This is a genomic window from Sphaerisporangium dianthi (assembly GCF_042654065.1).
Taxonomy (GTDB): domain Bacteria; phylum Actinomycetota; class Actinomycetes; order Streptosporangiales; family Streptosporangiaceae; genus Sphaerisporangium; species Sphaerisporangium dianthi.
The window spans coordinates 45667-66912 of the sequence record NZ_JBHSFP010000032.1 but is presented as its reverse complement, the minus strand read 5'-3'; the positions used below and the strand labels follow the sequence as shown (position 1 = coordinate 66912).

Here is a 21246-nt window from a genome sequence, read left to right as displayed (position 1 = left end):
ATGAGAGGAACCAAGAGGCCACATTCCCGGTAGTACAACGGCTGAACCGGCCCCAAGGGTTTCCAAAAACGGGAAAGTCTTGCGACGCGTGCCCGTCACTGAGCCAGCGCGACCACTTCGGCGCCCTTGAGACGCCCGAGCGCCTCACCCGACAGCGCCAGCTTGGAGCCCCTGATGCCGCTGCCGATGACCACCAAGGGCTGCCGCGCCACCTCGGCGTCCACCAGCACGGGCCAGTCGTCGGGCAGGCCGAGAGGCGTGATGCCGCCGTACTCCATGCCCGTCATGGCCACGGCGTCCTGCTGCGGGGCGAAGGAGGTCTTGCGCGCGTCCAGATGGCGGCGGATCACACCGTTCACGTCGGCGCGCATCGTCGCGAGCACCATGACGGCGGCGTACCGCGTCTCACCGCCCCGCTTGGCCGCCACGATCACGCAGTTGGCCGACTCCTCCAGCGCCACGCCGTACCGCTCGCAGAACGCGGCCGTGTCGGCCAGCTCCGGGTCGATCGGCGCCACCGCCACCTCGCCGGTCACGGTCTGCACGGCACGGGCGACCGGGTCGGCGAGCAGATCGGGCCGGTCACCGGCGGGCACCCACTCGAGCGTGCCCAGCTTCATGGGTCATGCCTCCTTCAGTACGCGGTGGTGAAGTTCGGTCACCACCTTACGTGCGGACTCCAAGGCCCCCGCCTGCCATGCGATGAGATGGGTGAGCCAATCACCCGCGAAGTACACCCGCCCGGCCGGGCGCTGGAGCAGCCTCACCCCGGCCGGCGACGTCCAGCGCACCCACGCCCCCTCGATGTGCGGCTGCCGCTGCCAGGAGACCGAGGCGCTGGCCAGCAGGTCCTCGCCGTACTTCCGGCCGTGGATCTTACGGCCCTGGGCCAACGCGCGGCGCAGGCGCCGAGGGTGGGTCAGCGCGCCGTAGGCCTCGGCGTCGGCGCCGGTGTTGTAGTAGCCCACCACCAGCCCGCGCCGGCCGTGGAAGCCGTAGGAGGGGTACCAGATGTGGCCCACGTCGAGATCGGTCTCGGTCGCCCCGCCGTACACGCGGTCCTCGGTCTCCCACCAGCGCCGGCCGTACTCCAGCCCGAGCTTGCCCGCCGCCAGCGGCGAGGCGGCGGCCAGGGCGGCCTTGACGTCGGCGCCGAGGTTGCCGGGAATGCGGGCGAGCAGGTGCGGCGGCAAGGCCGCGACGCAGTACTGCGCCCGCAGCGGCGGGCCGCCCTCGACGGCGACCTCGACCCCGCCGGGCGTGGTGGTGATCTCGGTGACCCGGCTGCCGGTCCTGATGCGGGCGTCGCCGACCTGCCGGGCCAGCGCGCGGACGATCGCGTCCATGCCGCCCACCGGCTGGAACATCGGCATCGCCTGCTCGTAGCCCGCGTCCATCGTGAGCACCCGGCCGAGGCCCTGGCTGAGGACCTCCGTCAGGGACGGGACGGCGCCGAGCTCGGCCCCGGGCCCGACGCCCGGGTTCACCCGGAAACCTCGGCGCTCGCCCCCGGTGTAGGCGTGGGACGGGCCGATCTCCCCGAAATGGGAAAGGAAGTCCAGCAGGCGTTCCTTGTCGGCGGCGGTCAGGCGGGCGTCCAGCGCGCCACCGTCGGCGGCCTTGGCCAGCAGCTCGGAGATGTACCCATAGGCGTCGGCGCGCGCCGTGCGGACCCGGACCGGCCCCTTCATGCCGTCGGTGAGCACGTAGGCGGCGGAGTTGCCGTTGACGAACACCTCGAGCGGTACGCCGAGCTCCCTGCAGTAGTCGAGCGTGACCATCCACTGCGCGATGCGCGCCGGTCCGGCGTTGAAGTACGTGCCCTCCCCGAACGTCACCCGCTGGACGCCCCCGGCCGCCTCCCCCGCCCCGTCGCCGAGCGGCAGCTCGGTCACGGTGTCGCCGCCGCGCAAGGTGAGGCTGCGCCCGCCCACCCGGTCGCTCGCCTCCAGCACCGTGCACTCGTACCCGGCCTTGCCCAGCTCGTACGCGCAGGCCAGCCCGGCGACGCCCGCTCCCAGCACGAGCACGGACGCCGGGCGGCCGCCGCGTAACGCGAAGTCGGAGCGCTGCGGCGGCGCATACGGCGGCGGGGCGGCCGACCCGCCCACGACCGGCAACGGGGCCGTGTCCCTGGAGGGGGCCAGCCCGAGCACCCCCATGGCGGCGTACATGGCGCCCGCGCCGCCGGCCGCGCCGATGCCGACCAGCAGCGACCGCCGCGTCAGGCCGTTCAGCCGGGATGAGGCGTCCTCCCCGCGCGTGGGGCGGTGGGGGGAGCCGTCGCCGCCAGGCGGCGGCGACCCTTCGTCGGCCACAGACTCAGCCGTACACGCCGCTGCCGCAGGCCACCTGGCCCGCGATCATGGCGAAGATGCCGAGCAGCGCCATGATGTCCCGGAAGTCCTCCGTGGTGAACTCGGTGTGCCGGGGACCCGCGGCGTGGACGCCCGGGATGAGCGAGCAGCCCGCGGCGATGGCCGTGGAGTTCCACTCGACCCCCAGCGTGAACGGCGGCCTCACCACATGCGGCCGGAACTCGCTCAGCCGGTTGAGCGCCCGGGCCGTGGCCTCGCGGATCAGCGCCTGGGCGACGCTGGGCGGCAGCAGCTCGGCGGCGAACCTGTCGATGCCCTTCTTGACCGCGACCGTCTCGACGTCGCCGAGCAGCTCGCGCGCCTCCTCGCAGACCGCCTCGTCGCCGGTGACCAGCGCCACCGGCACACCGAGGAACCCGGCGAACCCGGCCACCAGCCGCGTCTCGCCGCACACCTCGCCGTTCAGGTAGACGTTCTGGATCTCCTTGCCCATCCAGGTGTGGTTGAGCACGCCGTGCTGGACGCCGGCGCGGGCGTGGTAGCCGGCGAAGCAGGCGGCCTGGAAGCCGGCGGTCAGCCCCTGGGCCATGCGCATCGGCTTGCCGGGACCGCGCATCAGCGTGGCCCTGGCGTCGAGCAGGTCGATGCGCAGGTTCTTGGTGGACCCGTGGGCGTCGTTCACGGTCACGCCCGTGGCGCCGGCCTCGAAGGCGCCGGCGATCACGGCGTTGGCGTCGGCCGTCATCAGCTCGCAGCCTCGTTCGTAGCCGCGGCCTCCCGCGTGCATCTCCTCGGGGTCGGTGAGCCCGGTCACGCCTTCCATGTCGACCGAGACGTAGACCTTCATCGCCCTCCCCAGCTCTCTACCCGCTCGATGTCGTCCGCTTCCATGAAGCCGAAGTCACGTTCCATGATGTCCGCGATCGCTCCGCGCCACCGCGCCGGGATCTCCTCGACGGCCGGAGGGTAGCACCGCTCCAGCCACGCGGTTGACTCGGGCGTGGCCTTCAGGTACCCGGCGGCGCGGGCGAAGGGAGTGTCCTCGATGTCCGGGACGTGCGCGCAGCCGTACTCGATCATCTCCTGGCCGCCGTAGGGCGGGGGCTGCTGCCACTTGCGGGCGACCGGCCGGTCGGCGGTGATCGCCGTGCGCATCGGGCGCCGCTCGACCGCGGCCTGGATCAGCTCCTTGTACAGGCACTTGCCGCACAGGCCGCACGGGCCGGCGCCGTCGCCGCGCAGGCACCAGCGCACCTGGTCGCGCAGCTCCGAGCCCAGCGCGACGCGCATCGTCATCGCCTCGCTGATGCCGGCGACCGGCAGGACGAGCGGCAGGCCCGCGGCGGCGAACAGGCGGCCCCACGGCCCGTGCCCGGACCACATGGGGTTGTCAGGGGTGTACCGGTGCACGTACCTGCCGCCGCCCAGCCACCGGGAGCCGATCTCGTACCCCAGGGCCACGCCGCCGAGGTCCATGGCGTCGGCGAGCAGGACGGCGCCCGCCATCACGGCGTGGTGCTCGGGGTACCCCGGCCGGGGAGAGCGCAGCAGGAACTCCAGATCCGACTCGACGATGGTCACGTCCCTGCCGGTCTTCTCCGCGAGCGCGGCCAGCACGTCCGACCGGTAGTGCGTCCAGCGGTTGGGGACGCGCGGATGGCCGACCCTGCGGAAGTGGACCAGCGACGCGCCGGGCAGCATCGCGGCGACGGCCGCAGAGTCGGCGCCCCCGCTGTAGGAGATCGCCAGCCGGTCGCCGGCCGCACGCGGCGGCGACCCGCCCACCGGCCCCGCCTCGATCCCCCAGCCGCTCTCGAACGCCGCCGCCAGCTCCGGCGAGATCGGCCGGTCGAACACCACCCTGCGCCGCGTCCACGGCGCGGCCACCGTCCAGGCCGCCAGCGCCAGCAGATCGGGATGCACGGAGTCCGGTCCGGCCGGCGCGCGTGAGCCGCCGAAAGCCGCGGCGGAGGACGCGGTGACGCCTCCTCGGCCCGGCAGGCGCACATGGCAGGTGTCGGTCGCCAGCTCCACCGGATGGCCGTCCGTGACGGTCCCGGCGAGCCCCTCGTCGGCGTCCAGCCGCAGGCGCAGCGCCCAGACGTCCTCCTGGAACGTCCACGCCACCCTCACGAGGCGGCCCCACCGCTGTCCCGGAGGCCGTCCACGGCCTGCCAGAGCCGGACCTCCGCCTGAAGGAGGTGGTCGACGGCCGAGGCGGTCTCGGTGGCCAGCCGGTGGGCGTCCTCGACCTTCGTGGTCAAGGCCGCGCTCGGCGCCGGCGAGCCCGCGCGCTTGACCTCCCGCCGGAGCTGCTCGACCTCGCGCCGCAGCCCTTCGATCTCCCTCTTGAGCGCCTGGACCTCCCACAGGGCGTCCCGGACGTCCTGCCGGTGGTCGGCCCGCGTGACATAACGGGCATCGAACCGGCCGAGCACGGCGCGCCGGACCCGCAGGGGGACCAAACCACGCATAACGAACCGAGCCATGACCGGTCACCTTAACGGCAAACCCCGATCTACCCGAATCACTCAGATGACCGTTCCATCACACTTCCTGACACCGCAGGCTGACTCCCAGCCCAGGCGTCCGACACGACCAGAAGCCGCCTCACGTCCGGATCCCCACCGTCATCACTCAGCGGAGCGAAGGCCCGCCCGCGGGTGGCGGGGCTATCCGGCCGGGGGCGCCGAGGTCGCGGCGGCCGCGCGCTCCATGAGCAGTGTGCGCTCGCGGGTCGTCGGGGCCAGGCCCGCCGCTCGTTCCAGTTCCTCGGCCGCCTCCGCGTTCCGGCCAAGGTGCAGCAGGACGTCACCACGCACTGCGCCGAGCAGGTGGTAGCGGGCCATCCGGGGGTCCTCGCGGACGGTGTCGAGTGCCTCCAGCGCCGCCTTGGGCCCGTCGGCGTGAAGCAGCGCCACCGCGCGGTTGAGCTCCACCACGGGTGAGGGCGCGATCTGGGTGAGAGCGTCGTACAGGGCGATGACGGCCTCCCAGTCGGTGTCCTCGAACGACCGGGCGCGGGAGTGGCACGCGGCGATGGCCGCCTGCACGGTGTACGGCCCCAGTGGCCTGCCCGCTCTCTTGGCGCGGGTGAGGGAGGCCATTCCGTGGGCTATCAGCGTGCGGTCCCAGCGCGAACGGTCCTGGTGCTGCAGCAGGACCGGCTCGCCGTCCGGGCCGGTGCGGGCGCGGAAGCGGGACGCCTGCAGCTCCATCAGCGCCACGAGACCGTGCACCTCAGGCTCGCGGGGCATCAGCCCGGCCAGGGTGCGGCCGAGGCGCATGGCCTCCTCGGCGAGGTCACGGCGGATCCAGTCCTCGCCCGACGTGCCCGCGTACCCCTCGTTGAAGATGAGATACACGACCTCCAGCACGGCCGACAGCCGGGCGGGCAGTTCCTCGTCGCCTGGCACCTCGAACGGCACCCCCGCCTCGGCCAGCGTGCGCTTCGCACGGGTGATCCGCTGCCCCATGGTGGCGGAGGGCGTCAGGAACGCGCGGGCGACCTCCTCGGTGCCGAGCCCGCCGACCAGGCGCAGCGCCAGCGCCGCGCGTGACTCGCGGGACAGGATCGGGTGGCAGGCGACGAAGATCAGCGACAACAGCTCCGCGTCCGCCGTGGCGCCGGCCTGCGGCCCCGGCGCCAGCAGGTCGGCGGCGAGCTGGGCGTACTTCTGGTCCCGCACGCGCTCACGCCGGATCAGGTCGATCGCCCGGCGCTTGGCCATGGTGGTCAGCCACGCGCCGGGGTTGTCGGGGACGCCCTGCCGCGGCCACTGTTCGAGGGCGCACGCGAATGCCTCCTGGGCGATCTCCTCGGCCAGCCCGACATCCTGGATCACCCTGGCCAGGAAGGCCACCAGGCGCGCGGACTCCATGCGCCACACCGCCTCGACCGTGCGCCTCGCGTCCATCGGACCTCCCCCCGAACCCGGCCGGCGTCCTCAGCCCTGCGTTCCCGCGGCCTCGAAGTCAACCTCCTCGTAGTACGGGCGCACTTCCAGGACCTCGCGCATGCCGCTGTCGGGGTCGCTGGGGCACTGCCGGGCCCACTCGACGGCCTCTTCCATGGAGCTGACCTGCCAGACCCAGTACCCGGCGATGATCTCCTTGGACTCGGTGAACGGGCCGTCGACGACCGAGGTCGTGCCCGCCTCGAAGACGATCTGCGCCCCCTCGGAGCTCGGCCGGAGACCTCCGCCGTCGAGCATGATGCCCGCCTTCATCAGCTTCTCGTTGTAGGCCCCCATCTCCGCCATCATCTCCGGCGTCGGAACGATCTTGTCCTCGTTCGCGCCGCTGACCTTGATCATGACCATGACCTTCATGACGTCTCCTTCGTGGGTGATCATCGCTCGGCCATTGTGCCGAGCGACCGTCTCACCTGGACGTCGAACGAGGAAACGCCGATTTCTACATCACGGACATCTTTTTCACCGCTGGATGTCACGATTCGCGGCGAGGTGGTCGGCGTTGGCAGGGACGCCTTCTGGGAGGGGGATCCATTTGTGGGACCAGGCGATCATGGCGTCGAGGACGGGAGCCAGGTCCAGGCCCTTCTCGGTGAGGTGGTACTCGACCTGGACCGGAGAGGAGGCTAGGACGGTGCGCTCGACGAGGCCCTCGGACTCCAGGGTGCGCAGCCGGGAGGCGAGCATGGTGTCGCTCAGCCCCGGCACGGCCAGCTTGATCTGGGCGTACCGGTGACTTCCCGTGAAGACGGCGCGCAGGATGGCGCCGGTCCAGCGTGCGCCGATCAGTTCGAGGGCGGCATGGAACCGTGCGCAGACCCGGTGTATCTCGTTCATGGCGATCGCGGATGGCTCCTCACGCGGGCTGTCGCTTCTCGCGCAGCGGGCGCAGGGCCGCGCTCACGCTCTGGAGTTCGTCGAACATGGCCTCAGCCGCGGAGACCGTGCCGTCGTTCGGAGAAAAGGTACCGTCCTCGCCGACGAACTGGTTGACGAAGGGCAGGACGACCGCCTCGACCAGCGGGATCATCTTGAGCGTGGTGAGGACCTGCTTGATCATCTGCGCGGCCCTGATGCCCCCGGAGACGCCGCCGTAACTGACGAGCCCCACCGGCTTGTACTGCCACTCGTTGTGCAGGTAGTCCAGGGCGTTCTTCAGCGGGGCGCTGTAGCCATAGTTGTACTCGGGCATGACGAAGACGAAGGCGTCCGCCTCGTCCACCTTGGCGCTCCAGTCGCGGGTGTGCTGGTTGACGTAGTCGCGCAGCCGCGGGTGATGCGGCTCGTCCATGAAGGGCAGGTCCAGGACGGCGAGATCCACCAACTCGATCTCCTCGAACCCTCCGTGCGCCTTGGCCGCGGCCTCGATCCAGTGCGCCACGGGCAGGCCGACGCGGTTCGGCCGCGTGCTCGCCACGATGATCTTCAGTTTGGCCATTGTCGATCTCCTTGTTCGCCGGCCGTGGACCGCGTCCCGTCCCAGGACCCGGCTCGCCTCAGCCGCTAAGTAAACTTGAGCAACTAAGGAGAACTTAGCAGAGGTGCCGGGCATTCCTGCCCGCAGCCTCCGCCGGGACCGCGGCATGGGCACGCCCGAGCCGTACAGCTTCGTGATCACGGGCCCGGCGACCGTTCGGAACGGTCCGAAGGCGGCAGAAAGCGCCTCACCAACAGATCGGCGCGGCATGCCGTCGGGCATGCCGCGCCGGTACTGGAGGCGGGTTCGCGTCAGCGGAGGGTGCCGCTGGTCATGCCGGCAGGCTCCTCGGGGACGGCGATGAGGCCGAGTTCGGCGGGAGAGGACATGAGGGGGTGGGCGGGGACGACCCGGACGGTGTAGCCGAAAGCGCCGGTGCGGTCGAGGGGGACCACGCCGGTGTAGGCGGCCTTGCCGTCGTCGCCGACCGACTCGGCGGTGAGGGTGATGTAGGACGGCTCGACCAGCTGGTCGTGCACGCCGACCTTGCCGTACGCGGCCTCGACGCTGACGTCGTCCGGCGCCAGCTCGCCAAGGGCGACGGTGGCGTGCACCTCCATCGACACGCCCAGCTCGGGGGTGTCCCCGATGCCCGACGCCTCGATGTGCTCGACGCGCACGCCCGGCCAGGCGCGGGTGACCCGCAGCTTCCAGGCGGCGAACTCGCGGGCCTTGGTGTACTCGGACGCCGACAGCTCGCGGGCCGACTCGGCCGCCGGGGTGTACAGGGCGACGACGTAGTCGTGCAGCATGCGCCCGGCCAGGACCTTCGGGCCGAGGGAGCTGAGGGTGTGCTTGACCATGTCGAGCCAGCGCCGCGGGTGAGCGTTGCCGGCGCGGTCGTAGAACCGGTCGGCGACCTCCCGCTCGATGAGGTCGTACAGCGCGCCGGCCTCGAGGTCGTCGCGGCGGTCGGGGTCCTCGACGCCGTCGGCGGTGGGGATCGCCCAGCCGTTGTCGCCGTCGTACCACTCGTCCCACCAGCCGTCCCTGATGGACAGGTTCAGCCCGCCGTTGAGCGCGGCCTTCATGCCGGAGGTGCCGCACGCCTCCAGGGGGCGCAGCGGGTTGTTCATCCACACGTCACAGCCCTGGACCATGAGCTGCCCGAGGGCCATGTCGTAGTCGGGCAGGAAGACGATGCGGTGGCGCACGTCCTCGCGGTCGGCGAACTTCACGATCTGCTGGATGAGCTTCTTGCCGCCCTCGTCGGCCGGGTGGGCCTTGCCCGCGATCACGATCTGGACGGGCCTGTCGGGATCGAGGAGCAGCTGCTTGAGCCGGTCGGGGTCCTTGAGCATGAGGGTGAGCCGCTTGTAGGACGGCACCCGGCGGGCGAAGCCGAAGGTCAGCACGTCCGGGGACAGGGCCTCGTCGATCCAGCCCAGCTCGGCGGTGGAGGCGCCCCGCGCGCGCCAGGAGGCGCGGAGCCGCTCGCGGGCCGCCTCGACCAGCATGCGGCGGAGCCTGCCGCGGATGCCCCAGATGTCCTCGTCGGAGAGCTTCTGGACGCCCTCCCAGCCCTGGGCTACCTCGATCAGCGAGGGCAGCTCTTTGCCGGCCAGCTCCATGACCTCGCGCGCGACCCACGTGGGGGCGTGCACGCCGTTGGTGATCGAGCCGATGGGGATGTCGTCCAGGTCGAAGCCCGGCCACAGGCCCTGGAACATCTCGCGGCTGACGGCGCCGTGCAGCTCGGAGACGCCGTTGACCCGCTGGGCCAGCCGCATGCCCATGACGGCCATGTTGAAGATCGGCGCGCCGCCCTCAGGGGCGTCGGGCTCGGCGCCGAGGGCGAGGATGCGCTCGACGGGCACGGTCGGCCAGGCGTTGTCGCCGCCGAACTGCTTGGCGATCATCTCGGCGGGGAAGCGGTCGATGCCCGCGGGCACCGGAGTGTGCGTGGTGAAGACGGTGCCGGCGCGGACGGCCTCCAGCGCCTCGTCGAAGGAGAGCCGGTGCTCGGTGAGCTCGCGGATGCGCTCGAGGCCGAGGAAACCGGCGTGGCCCTCGTTGGTGTGGAAGACCTCCGGCTCGGGGTGGCCGGTGACGCGGCAGTACGCGCGCAGCGCCCGCACGCCGCCGATGCCGAGCAGCAGCTCTTGCATGAGCCGGTGGTCGGTGCCGCCGCCGTAGAGGCGGTCGGTGACGTCGCGCGCGGCGTTGTCGTTCTCGGCCACGTCGGAGTCGAGCAGCAGCAGCGGGACGCGGCCGGCCTGGGCGATCCAGATCTGCGCGTGCAGCGCGCGGCCCTCGGGCAGGGGGATGGCGACGCGGGACGGCGTGCCGTCCTCCTCCTTGAGCAGGCTGAGGGGCAGCCCGCCGGGGTCGAGGCTCGGGTAGTGCTCCTGCTGCCAGCCCTCGGCCGACAGCGACTGGCTGAAGTAGCCGTGCCGGTAGAGCAGGCCGACGCCGAGGATGGGCACGCCCAGGTCGCTCGCGGCCTTCAGGTGGTCGCCGGCCAGGATGCCGAGACCTCCCGAGTACTGCGGGAGCGCGGCGGCGATGCCGTACTCGGGGGAGAAATAGCCGATGGCCGCCGGTGCTCCCGGCAATGTCTGGTACCACCGCGGCGCGGTCATGTACTCGCGCAAGTCGTCGGCGGCGTCGGCCAGCTTGCGGAGGAACCTGCGATCACGGGCCAGCTCGGCCAGCCGGTCTGCCTCTACCGCGCCGAGCAGTGCGACGGGGTCGTGCCCGACCCGTTGCCACGTCTCGGGGTCCACCTCTGCGAAGAGGTCCATGGTCTCGGGATGCCATGACCAGCGCAGATTTTGGACGAGCTCGCCGAGCGCGGCCAGCTCCACGGGAAGGACGGTACGGACGGTGAACCTGCGGATTGCTCTCACGGGGCCAGACCCTAGTTACTCAGCGCCACGACGCGCGACCGAAACACTCTTGTGCGCCTACCAGATCTCATGCGTTTCTGCTCTCACCGCTACCCAAGCAGCTCAAACCTCACTAAAGCCGACTCGTCACAGTGATCTCAAATTGATCATGAACGGCTCGACGATCACCGGCCGGCCGGCGAGAACTCGGGTCCCCCCAAGTATCCCCTGACTTCCCTCAAGCAGGCTTGAAGAGCGACTATGGGGGCAGTCCCATGTAAGAGCCTCAACAACAGCCTCCGAGCCCAGGGATGACGGCACGTCATCTCCGGGTCCGGCTGCCCATGCCCGCTGACCATGCCCGCCCGCACGCCGGCGCAGGCCGGTGACTACTTGAAAGCAAAGATCACTCCTGCCCGCACAATCTCCGGCGGCGCCCGGCGCGTCGCCGCTACCTTGAGACGCGATGATCGGAAGAATCCCAATACAGGACATCCACCCTGTCGTCGACTGCGGGCAACGGCCCGCGAAGGCGGCGGCCGGCGAGACCTTCGAGATAAGCGCCACCGTGTTCCGCGAAGGACATGACGCGGTGGCCGCGGGGGTCGTGCTGACCGATCCGCTAGGCTCGCGCGGGCGCCTGCTGCCCATGCGCGAGGTCGCTTCCGGCACCGACCGCTGGGTCGCCGAGGTCACGCTGCCGACCGAGGGCGAGTGGCAGTTCCGCGTCGAGGCCTGGAGCGACCCGATCGCCACCTGGCTGCACGACGCCGGCATCAAGATCCCTCGCGGCATCGACACCGACCTCATGTGCGAGGAGGGCGCGCGCCTGTTCGAGCGCGCCGCCAGGGCCGTGCGCCAGGCCGGCTGCGACAAGTGCGCCCATCGCGCGGTTCTGCAGATGGTGGCCGACCGGCTGCGCGATGACGATCTTGACCCGCGGGCGAGGCTGGCCGCGGCGCAGCTCCCCGAGACGGCCGCCGTGCTGGCCGTCCATCCGCTGCGCGACCTGGTCACCCGCGGGCCGCGGCACCGGGTGCGCGTGGACCGCAGGCGGGCGCTGTTCGGCTCGTGGTACGAGATGTTCCCCCGGTCCGAGGGCGCGGTGCTCGAGGACGGCGCCATCCCCAGGTCCGGAGATTTCCGGACCGCCGCCGAACGGCTGCCGGCCGTGGCGGGCATGGGCTTCGACATCGTCTACCTGCCTCCGATCCACCCGATCGGCGAGACCTTCCGCAAGGGCCGCAACAACACCCTGCACCCTGAGCCGTACGACGTGGGCTCCCCCTGGGCGATCGGCTCCGAGGACGGCGGCCACGACGCGATCCACCCCGACCTCGGCACCTTCCAGGACTTCGACGCCTTCGTGACCCGGGCGCGCAAGCTGGGCCTGGAGGTCGCGCTCGACCTGGCCCTGCAGTGCTCCCCCGACCACCCGTGGGTCAAGGAGCACCCCGACTGGTTCACCATCAGGGCGGACGGCTCGATCGCCTACGCCGAGAATCCGCCGAAGAAGTACCAGGACATCTACCCCCTGAACTTCGACAAGGACCCCGAGGGCATCTACGCCGAGGTCCTGCGGGTCGTGCGCCACTGGATGTCCCACGGCGTGCGCGTCTTCCGCGTGGACAACCCGCACACCAAGCCGGTGGGGTTCTGGGAGCGACTGCTCGCCGAGGTGAACGCGACCGACCCGGACGTGCTGTTCCTGTCCGAGGCGTTCACCCGTCCCGCGATGCTCCAGACGCTGGCCAAGGTCGGCTTCCACCAGTCGTACACCTACTACACGTGGAAGAACTCCAAGGCCGACCTCGAGAGCTACCTTGCGGAGTTGTCGCACGAGACGTCGCACATCGTGCGCCCGAACCTCTTCGTCAACACTCCGGATATCCTTCACGAGTACCTGCAGAACGGCGGCGGCCCCGCGTTCAAGATCAGGGCCGTCCTGGCGGCGCTGGCGTCACCGACGTGGGGGGTCTACGCGGGCTACGAGCTCGCGGAGAACGTCCCGGTACGACCGGGCAGCGAAGAATATCTCAACAGCGAGAAATTCGAGCTGAGGCCGCGCGACTGGGCCACCGCCGAACGCGAGGGCCGGAGCCTCGCTCCCTTCATCACAACCCTCAATTTGTTCAGAAGAGCACACCCGGCGGTTCAGGAACTGCGTAACCTACGGTTCCACAACATCGATCACCCGGAGATGGTCTGCTTCTCCAAGCGGCTGCCCGGTGCCTATGACGCGTCCACACGAAGGCACGCGGTAGGCGATGTGGTCCTGGTTGTGGTCAATCTCGATCCGCACAACACCCATGAGGCGACGGTCTGGCTGGACATGCCAGCCCTCGGCCTCGATTGGGACGCCGAATTCGTCGTGGACGATGAGCTCTCGGGCGAGTCGTTCCAGTGGCGGCATGCCAATTACGTGCGTCTCGATCCGCACACCAACCCAGCCCACGTCCTCTCACTGCGAGCGACGCCGGCCAGTCAGCCGTAGGCCCTGGCAAAGGCGACGGAAAGCGCGCATAAGCACAGCGGGGAGTCCACAGGTGAGCTTGACGCCTCAGCCCGTCCCGAACACCTTCACACACGAAAAGCCGCGCGACCCTCATTGGTACAAGCGCGCCGTCTTCTACGAGGTCCTCATCCGGGGATTCGCGGACAGCAACGGCGACGGCACCGGGGACATCCGCGGCCTCATCAGCAAGCTGGATTATCTCCAGTGGCTCGGCGTCGACTGCCTGTGGCTCCTGCCACTCTACGAATCCCCCCTCAAAGACGGCGGATACGACATCTCCGACTTTATGAAGATCCTCCCGGATTTTGGCGATTTGGGGGACTTCATCAAGCTCGTGGACGAGGCCCACAAGCGCGGCATGCGCGTCATCGCCGACCTCGTCATGAACCACACCAGCGACCAGCACCCGTGGTTCCAGGCGTCCCGGCACGACCCCCAGGGGCCGTTCGGCGACTTCTACGTCTGGTCGGACAACAACGAGGCCTACAGCGACGCCCGCATCATCTTCATCGACACCGAGACCTCCAACTGGACCTACGACCCGGTGCGCGGGCAGTACTACTGGCACCGGTTCTTCCACCACCAGCCGGACCTCAACTACGAGAACCCGGCGGTTCAGGACGCCATGGTGGAGGTCCTGAACTTCTGGCTGGACCTCGGCATCGACGGCTTCCGCCTGGACGCCGTGCCCTACCTGTTCGAGCAGGAGGGCACCAACTGCGAGAACCTCCCGCAGACGCACGCCTACCTGGCGCGCATCAGGAAGGAGGTGGACGCGCTCTACCCCGACCGCGTGCTGCTCGCCGAGGCCAACCAGTGGCCGGCCGACGTCGTCGAGTACTTCGGCGACCCGGTGACCGGCGGCGACGAGTGCCACATGGCCTTCCACTTCCCGCTGATGCCGCGCATCTTCATGGCCGTCCGCCGCGAGACGCGCTACCCCATCTCCGAGATCATGGCCCAGACGCCCAAGATCCCGGAGAACTGCCAGTGGGGCATCTTCCTGCGCAACCACGACGAGCTCACGCTCGAGATGGTGACCGACGAAGAGCGCGACTACATGTACACCGAGTACGCCAAGGACCCGCGGATGCGGGCGAACGTGGGCATCCGCCGCCGCCTGGCTCCTCTGCTGGAGAACGACCGCAACCAGATCGAGCTGTTCACCGCTCTGCTGATGAGCCTCCCCGGCAGCCCGGTGCTGTACTACGGCGACGAGATCGGCATGGGCGACAACATCTGGCTGGGCGACCGCGACGGCGTCCGCACCCCGATGCAGTGGACCCCCGACCGCAACGCGGGCTTCTCGGACTGCGACCCCGGCCGCCTCTACCTCCCGGTGATCATGGACCCGATCTACGGGTACCAGGCGCTCAACGTCGAGGCGCAGCAGAAGAACCCCGGCTCGCTCCTTCACTTCACCAAGAAGATGATCGAGATCCGCAAGCGTCACCACGTCTTCGGTCTCGGCGAGTTCACCGAGCTCAACTCCTCCAACCCCAGCGTCCTCGCGTTCGTCCGCGAGCTCGGCGACGACCGCGTGCTGTGCGTCAACAACCTGTCCCGCTTCCCCCAGCCCGTCGAGCTGGATCTGCGCCGGTTCGAGGGCGTCACGCCCGTGGAGTGCACGGGAGGGGTGCCATTTCCTCCAATTGGCGAACTTCCGTATCTTTTGACGCTTCCCGGGCATGGGTTCTATTGGTTCACCCTTCCGCCCACGAGCGCAGCAGCCGAGGAGACGTGACACATACTCTCGAAGAGCTACTTGCCGGCTGGATCACCCATCAGCGGTGGTTCGCCGGCAAGGGCCGCGCGATCACCGACCTGGCCGTCGAGGCCGTCACTCCGTTGCCTCTTCGTGGTCCTGCAGAATCCTTCCACAGCGATGTGGCGGGGTCCTGCGGGACCACGCACCGCGGCAGACCGCGGACCCACGAGCAGGTCGAGGTCCGCCATATCGTGATCACCGTCCGCCAGGACACGCGCACTGATCGCTACCAGCTCCTGGTCGGCTTCCGTCCCGTGCTGCCCCAGCGGCTCCTGCACGCGGCGATCGGCGAGGCCGCCGACGGCCACGCCTATGACGCGGTGCACGACGCCGACGTCACCGGCCTGCTCCTGTCCTCCATGGCCGCGGAGGCCGACATCGGCGGGCTGCGCTTCCGCCGGATGCCCGGCAGCGAGATCGACACCTCGCTCCGCAGCCTGGTCCTCGGCGCCGAGCAGTCCAACACCTCCCTCGTCTTCGGCGACGCCTACATCTGCAAGCTGTTCCGCAAGATCGTCCCGGGGGTGAACCCGGAGCTGGAAGTGGTGTCCGCCCTCGCCGAGCGCGGATCACCGAACATCGCCAGGCCGTACGGGTGGATCGAGGCCGACGTCGCCGGCCAGAACACCACGCTCGCCTTCACCCAGGAGTTCCTGCGCACCGCGAGCGACGGATGGGCCCTGGCCCTCACCAGCGTGCGCGACCTGTACGGATCGCTGTCCAGCACCGCCGCGTCCGAGGCCGGAGGCGACTTCGCCGCCGAGTCCAACCGCCTGGGCATGGCCACCGCGCACCTGCACAAGGAACTGGCCGCCGCCTTCCCGACGAGCACGGTGGAGGCGCCCGAGGTCAAGCGGATGGTCGAGGGGTTCAGGCGGCGCCTGGAGGACGCCATCTCCGAGGTGCCCCAGCTCGCCGCGCACGCCGCGGTCGCCCACGAGGCGTTCGACCGGCTGGCCGACACCGGACGGCCGATCACCGTGCAGCGGGTCCACGGCGACTACCACCTGGGCCAGGTCATGCGCACGCCCAGCGAGTGGGTCGTGCTGGACTTCGAGGGCGAGCCGGGGCAGCCGCTGCAGGACCGCCGCGCCCTGGACTCCCCGCTCAGAGACGTGGCCGGCATGCTCCGCTCGTTCGAGTACGCGTCCCGCCACCTGCTGGCCGACCATCCCGACGTCGCGCGGCTCCAGCCCCGGGCCTCCGAGTGGGCGCAGCGCAACCGGGCGGCGTTCATCGCCGGGTACTCGGCGGGCGGCGGGCGCATCCACGGCGACGACGCCGTGCTGCTGCGCGCCCTGGAGCTGAGCAAGGCCGCCTACGAGGTGGTCTACGAGGCCCGCAACCGCCCGGCCTGGCTGCCCATCCCGCTCGCCGCCTTCGCCGACCCCATCGGCTGACAAGGGGACCCCCACCGGTTGCGACGGCCGCCGCACTGCCTCCGATACCATCTGTGACGATGCGTTGACACAGAGTCAGAGAGTGGGCTGATGGGGCGAGGGCGGCTCGCGATCACCGTCGTGGGCGGCGCCCTGGCCATGGCGCTCACCACGGGCGTGGCGGCACTGGCGGTCTGGACGGGCGGCGGCGGGGCGCGGCGCCCGCGGCCGGTCGCCACCGAGCTCGACCGGCCGCCCTCCGCGGGGTGGCCGCGGGAGGACGGCCCAGGGCATGAGAACGAGACGAGCGCGCGCAGCCGCGAGGCCGCCCGCGCCCATCGCGGCGGCGCGACCGGCGCCCCGCGCCCTCCGGGGCTCCCCTCCACGGGCGACCTGCGCGACGGCGGCCACCCGCCGGCCCCCACCCGCTCCGAGCAGAGACGCGCGACCGAGTTCCTGCTCGCCGATCCCCCGCTCGCCTTGATCGTCCGCAGGGCCTACGCTGAGGCCGCGCACAGACCGCTGTCGTCGGCCGCCGACCTTCGGGTGAGATCCCTGATCTTCCGGCGGTTCGGATGCGAGACCCGCCGCTGCCTGCAACTGTTCGTGTGGTTCCCCAACGGCGAGGACCTCGACATCGGGCGCGTCGTCGTCGACATGGCCACCGGAGGTGTCCGCGTGCTGGAGTGGTGACGGGCTCCGGCATCGCCGAACCGCGCGATTGCCGTACCTATGGTGTGATCCGGCCGACATCATGGGTTGGCGGGACGATCTGGGGCAGGGTTAGCTCATAAACAGCAATCACGGTGCCGAGGAGCGGTGGGCGATCTGATGAACGCGGATCTTGACTTGAACCGGCTGGCCGGTGGTGCGCACCATGATCCGCACGCGATCCTGGGCGCGCACCTCACTCCCGAGGGCCTCACGGTGCGGGCGCTCAAGCCGTTGGCCGAGAAGGTCGAGCTGGTCCTTGAGGACTCCGCGCACGAGCTGCGCCACGAGGCGTACGGGGTGTTCTCCGTGACGCTGCCGGGTGTGGACAAGATCCCGCCCTACCGGCTGCGGGTCACTTACGCGGACGGGCAGCCGTACGAGAGTTGCGACCCCTACCGCCACTGGCCCACCCTGGGCGAGGTCGACCTGCACCTGATCGGCGAGGGGCGGCACGAACGCCTGTGGGAGGTCCTCGGAGCCCGCGTCATGCGGCACGACGACGAGGACGGCACGGCCTTCGCCGTCTGGGCGCCCAACGCGCGCGGCGTCCGGGTCGAGGGCGGGTTCAACCACTGGAACGGCGAGGCCCACCCGATGCGGTCCCTCGGCCAGTCGGGGGTGTGGGAGCTGTTCATCCCCGGCGTCGGCGAGGGCGAGCACTACAAGTTCTCCGTCCTCGGCGCCGACTCGGTGTGGCGGTCCAAGGCCGACCCTATGGCCCGGCGCACGGAACAGGCGCCGGCCACCGCGTCCATCGTCGACTCCTCCTCCTACGTCTGGCAGGACGACCTGTGGATGCGCCGGCGCGCCGAGCAGGACGCGCTCGCGGCGCCGATGACCACCTACGAGGTGCACCTGGGCTCGTGGCGGCCCGGCCTGAGCTACGAAGAGCTGGCGACCCAGCTGGTGGAGTACGTCCAGGAGATGGGGTTCACGCACGTCGAGCTGCTGCCGGTGGCCGAGCACCCCTTCGGCGGCTCGTGGGGCTACCAGGTCACCTCCTACTACGCGCCCACCTCGCGGTTCGGCGGCCCGGACGAGTTCCGCCACCTGGTCGACCGGCTGCACCAGGCCGGCATCGGCGTCCTGCTCGACTGGGTGCCCGCCCACTTCCCCATGGACGAGTGGGCGCTCGCCCGGTTCGACGGCACGCCCTTGTACGAGCACTCCGACCCGCGGCGCGGCACCCATCCCGAGTGGGGCACGCTCATCTTCGACTTCGGCCGCCGCGAGGTGCGCAACTTCCTGGTCGCCAACGCGGTCTACTGGCTCAGGGAGTTCCACATCGACGGCCTCCGCGTGGACGCGGTCGCCTCGATGCTCTACCTCGACTACTCCCGCCGCGAGGGCGAGTGGACGCCGAACATCTACGGCGGCCGCGAGAACCTCGACGCCGTGGAGTTCCTCAAAGAGATGAACTCGGTGGCCTACCGCGAGGCGCCGGGCATCGTCACCATCGCCGAGGAGTCCACGGCGTGGCCCGGCGTCTCGCGCCCCGTGCACCTCGGCGGGCTCGGCTTCGGGTTCAAGTGGAACATGGGCTGGATGCACGACACCCTGGCCTACCTGCACCACGAGCCGGTGTTCCGGCAGTACCACCACCACCAGATGACGTTCTCGCTGATGTACGCCTACTCCGAGAACTTCGTGCTGCCGCTGTCGCATGACGAGGTGGTGCACGGCAAGGGGTCCCTGCTCGGCAAGATGCCCGGTGACGAGTGGCAGCGCTTCGCCAACCTGCGGGCCCTGTTCGCCTTCATGTGGGCCCACCCCGGCAAGAAGCTGCTGTTCATGGGCAGTGAGTTCGGCCAGGGCTCCGAGTGGTCGGAGGAGCGCGGCCTCGACTGGTGGGTGCTGGACTTCGAGCCGCACCAGGGCGTCCAGCGGCTCGTCCGCGACCTCAACCACGTGTACGCCGAGACGCCCGCGATGTACTCCCAGGACCACAGCCCGGCCGGGTTCCAGTGGATCGACGCCGACGACGCCTCCGGCAACGTCTTCTCCTTCGTGCGTCATGGCACCGACGGCTCGATGCTGGCCTGCGTGGTGAACTTCTCCGGGCAGCCGCACGAGGACTACGCCATCGGCCTGCCGGCCGGCGGGCGATGGGACGAAGTGATCAACACCGACGCCTACCAGTACTACGGCAGCGGGGTGGGCAACCTCGGGACGGTCGACGCCGCCGAGGCGCCATGGCATGGGCTCCCCTACTCCGCGCGGCTGCGCCTGCCGCCGCTCGGCGCGCTGTACCTGCGCAAGGCCGCGCCCGCCGCGGACGCCGGGCAGCTCGCGGCGGATGCCGCGCAGGCGGTGCCGGACCCCGGCCAGGCCGTCGCGGACGACGAGCCGGCGGGCGCGGAGGCGACGCGGGGCGGCGCGCGGACGGGCGTGCGGACGGCCGGGCCCGGCAGGGCCGTCGCCGAGGCGGACGCCCGCGACCGGCCGCCGGTGTAACGGGAGGAAAACCGTGCGCCTCTTCACCGGCAACGTCGCCTAAGGTGTCGCTATGGACGCGACCAAGTCGATCATGGACACCGTCGACAGGCTCCGGCAGCGGCGCACGGCTCCCCTCGTGCTCGAACTCGACCTCACCGAGGGCCTGACCGAGGGTCCACCCTCCGACCCGCTCGGCGCCCTGCTGTCCATGCGCAAGACCCGCCTCGCGGACGTCCTGTCGGGTCTGCGCCGCGCGCGCAGAGATCCGCGCGTCAAGGGCCTCATCGTCAAGATCAGCGGACGCCCCATCGGGCTCGCCATGGTCCAGGAGCTGCGCACGGCCGTCGTCCAGCTCCGGGCGGCCGGCAAGCTGACCGTGGCCTACTCCGAGACCTTCGGCGAGTTCGGCGCGGGCACCGTGCCCTACTACCTCGCGAGCGCCTTCGAGAAGGTCTACCTCCAGCCGTCCGGCGACGTCGGCCTGACCGGCATCTCGCTGGAGCAGCGCTTCGTCAAGAACGCGCTGTCGAAGATCGGCGTCGACTACCAGATCAGCCAGCGGCACGAGTACAAGACCGCGGCGAACATGTTCACCCAAGATCACATGACCGAGGCGCACCGCGAGTCCACCGCGCGCATCGCCGAGTCGGTCATCGAACAGGTCGTCTCCGGCATCGCCGAGGGGCGGGGCCTCGCGCCCGAGCGCGTCCGCGAGCTGATCGACCGAGGGCCGTTCATCGGGGCCGAGGCGGTCGAGGCGGGCCTGGTCGACCGCCTCGCCTACCGCGACGAGGTGTACGAAGAGGTGCGCGGCGAGGGCGATCTGCTGCTGTACGTCGCGCGGTACGCCAAGGGCGCCATCGCCAAGAAGCTCCCGCATCCGGGTGAGCGGGTCGTCGCGCTGATCCACGGCCACGGCCAGATCCGCCTGGGCCGCAGCGGGCGCAGCCCGCTCGGCGGCGCGGGCGCCATGGGGTCCGACACCATCGCGGCCGCGTTCCGGGCCGCCCGCCGGGACGACAACGTCAAGGCGATCGTCTTCCGCGTCGACAGCCCCGGCGGGTCGTACGTCGCCTCGGACGTCGTCTGGCGCGAGGTCGTGCTCACGCGCAGGTCCGGCAAGCCGGTGATCATCTCGATGGGCGACCTGGCCGCGTCGGGCGGCTACTTCGTCGCGATGGCCGCCGACGTGATCGTCGCCCAGCCGGGCACGCTGACCGGCTCGATCGGGGTGTTCGGCGGCAAGCCGGCCCTGGGAGAGCTGCTCGGCCGCATCGGCGTCACCTCCGAGTCGGTGGACGTGGGCGCCAACTCCGGCATGTTCTCGCCGAGCCGCGCCTTCTCCGAGCCGCAGTGGGAGCGGGTCAACGCCTGGCTCGACCGCATCTACGACGATTTCGTGGGCAAGGTCGCCGAGGGCAGGGGGTTCGACCGCGATCGTGCCCACGAGCTGGCACGCGGCCGGGTCTGGACCGGCGCCGACGCGTTCGGCAGGGGCCTGGTGGACGAGCTGGGCGGTCTGGAGGACGCGCTGGCGATCGCCCGCAGCCGGGCCGGCCTGCCCAAGGACGCCACGGTGCGCTCGTACCCGCGCATGCACCCCCTCGAGCGGCTGCGCCCGCCGGAGTCCAGTGAGGACAAGGCGGCGGCGCTCGGCCAGGTGCGCCTGGAGGCCTGGGGGCCGCTCGCCCGTCTGGCCGCCGAACTCGGCCTGCCCGCGTACGGTCCGCTCATGCTCCCGGGCACGTGGACGATCCGTTAAAGGCGAGCGGTCGCCGCGCGGGCGCGGCGACCACGCACCTCACCCTGATGACCGCCCTCTTCGCCTGGTGGCGGG

The 21246-nt window shown here is 70.6% G+C and carries 16 protein-coding genes; 6 read left to right on the top strand and 10 right to left on the bottom strand.

Annotated elements, in window-relative coordinates:
- Window positions 1–95 precede the first annotated feature (95 nt).
- The 10 genes from ACFO60_RS32630 to glgP all read right to left on the bottom strand — a co-directional run bounded on the left by ACFO60_RS32630 (window position 96) and on the right by glgP (window position 10618).
- Window positions 96–620, bottom strand: a complete 525-nt coding sequence (locus ACFO60_RS32630; protein WP_380848287.1) for a YbaK/EbsC family protein — start codon at window positions 618–620, stop codon at window positions 96–98.
- 3 nt (window positions 621–623) lie between these two features.
- A complete protein-coding gene (locus ACFO60_RS32625) occupies window positions 624–2318 on the bottom strand; it encodes a flavin monoamine oxidase family protein (protein WP_380848284.1) in 1695 nt (564 codons plus the stop codon).
- Between the two features lie 4 nt (window positions 2319–2322).
- A complete protein-coding gene (locus ACFO60_RS32620) occupies window positions 2323–3165 on the bottom strand; it encodes a M55 family metallopeptidase (protein ID WP_380848281.1) in 843 nt (280 codons plus the stop codon).
- The gene (locus tag ACFO60_RS32615) at window positions 3162–4451 is read right to left on the bottom strand and encodes a DUF6395 domain-containing protein (protein WP_380848279.1); all 1290 of its coding nucleotides are present in this window, start codon (window positions 4449–4451) and stop codon (window positions 3162–3164) included. The genes ACFO60_RS32620 and ACFO60_RS32615 overlap by 4 nt, the downstream gene beginning before the upstream one ends.
- The gene (locus ACFO60_RS32610; protein ID WP_380848277.1) at window positions 4448–4807 is read right to left on the bottom strand and encodes a hypothetical protein; all 360 of its coding nucleotides are present in this window, start codon (window positions 4805–4807) and stop codon (window positions 4448–4450) included. The genes ACFO60_RS32615 and ACFO60_RS32610 overlap by 4 nt, the downstream gene beginning before the upstream one ends.
- Before the next feature lie 183 nt (window positions 4808–4990).
- Window positions 4991–6235, bottom strand: a complete 1245-nt coding sequence (locus ACFO60_RS32605; protein WP_380848275.1) for an RNA polymerase sigma factor — start codon at window positions 6233–6235, stop codon at window positions 4991–4993.
- 30 nt (window positions 6236–6265) lie between these two features.
- On the bottom strand, window positions 6266–6649 hold the full coding sequence (locus ACFO60_RS32600) for a YciI family protein (RefSeq protein WP_380848273.1): 384 nt from the start codon (window positions 6647–6649) through the stop codon (window positions 6266–6268).
- Window positions 6650–6754: 105 nt separating this feature from the next.
- Window positions 6755–7129, bottom strand: a complete 375-nt coding sequence (locus ACFO60_RS32595) for a winged helix-turn-helix transcriptional regulator (RefSeq protein WP_380848271.1) — start codon at window positions 7127–7129, stop codon at window positions 6755–6757.
- A gap of 19 nt (window positions 7130–7148) precedes the next feature.
- The gene (locus ACFO60_RS32590) at window positions 7149–7730 is read right to left on the bottom strand and encodes an NADPH-dependent FMN reductase (RefSeq protein ID WP_380848269.1); all 582 of its coding nucleotides are present in this window, start codon (window positions 7728–7730) and stop codon (window positions 7149–7151) included.
- Window positions 7731–8020: 290 nt separating this feature from the next.
- Window positions 8021–10618, bottom strand: coding sequence for an alpha-glucan family phosphorylase (gene glgP / locus ACFO60_RS32585; protein ID WP_380848267.1), 2598 nt, complete (start codon window positions 10616–10618; stop codon window positions 8021–8023).
- A 445-nt stretch (window positions 10619–11063) separates the two neighbouring features.
- Here glgP and ACFO60_RS32580 point away from each other — a divergent pair, with 445 nt between their 5' ends.
- From ACFO60_RS32580 to ACFO60_RS32555, 6 genes are all read left to right on the top strand, one after another.
- Window positions 11064–13091 (top strand): alpha-1,4-glucan--maltose-1-phosphate maltosyltransferase, encoded by a 2028-nt coding sequence (locus ACFO60_RS32580; protein ID WP_380848265.1) that lies wholly within the window; start codon window positions 11064–11066, stop codon window positions 13089–13091.
- A 52-nt stretch (window positions 13092–13143) separates the two neighbouring features.
- On the top strand, window positions 13144–14856 hold the full coding sequence (gene treS, locus ACFO60_RS32575; protein WP_380848262.1) for a maltose alpha-D-glucosyltransferase: 1713 nt from the start codon (window positions 13144–13146) through the stop codon (window positions 14854–14856).
- Window positions 14853–16280, top strand: coding sequence for a maltokinase N-terminal cap-like domain-containing protein (locus tag ACFO60_RS32570; RefSeq protein WP_380848259.1), 1428 nt, complete (start codon window positions 14853–14855; stop codon window positions 16278–16280). Before treS ends, ACFO60_RS32570 begins: the two co-directional genes overlap by 4 nt.
- 90 nt (window positions 16281–16370) lie before the next feature.
- The gene (locus tag ACFO60_RS32565) at window positions 16371–16952 is read left to right on the top strand and encodes a hypothetical protein (RefSeq protein ID WP_380848256.1); all 582 of its coding nucleotides are present in this window, start codon (window positions 16371–16373) and stop codon (window positions 16950–16952) included.
- 138 nt (window positions 16953–17090) lie between these two features.
- Window positions 17091–19427 carry a 1,4-alpha-glucan branching protein GlgB gene (glgB, locus tag ACFO60_RS32560; RefSeq protein ID WP_380848253.1) on the top strand — a complete coding sequence of 779 codons (2337 nt, stop codon included), beginning with the start codon at window positions 17091–17093 and terminating at the stop codon, window positions 19425–19427.
- 52 nt (window positions 19428–19479) lie between these two features.
- Entirely contained in the window at window positions 19480–21171 is a 1692-nt protein-coding gene (locus ACFO60_RS32555; protein ID WP_380848250.1) for a S49 family peptidase, read from the top strand.
- Window positions 21172–21246 lie beyond the last annotated feature (75 nt).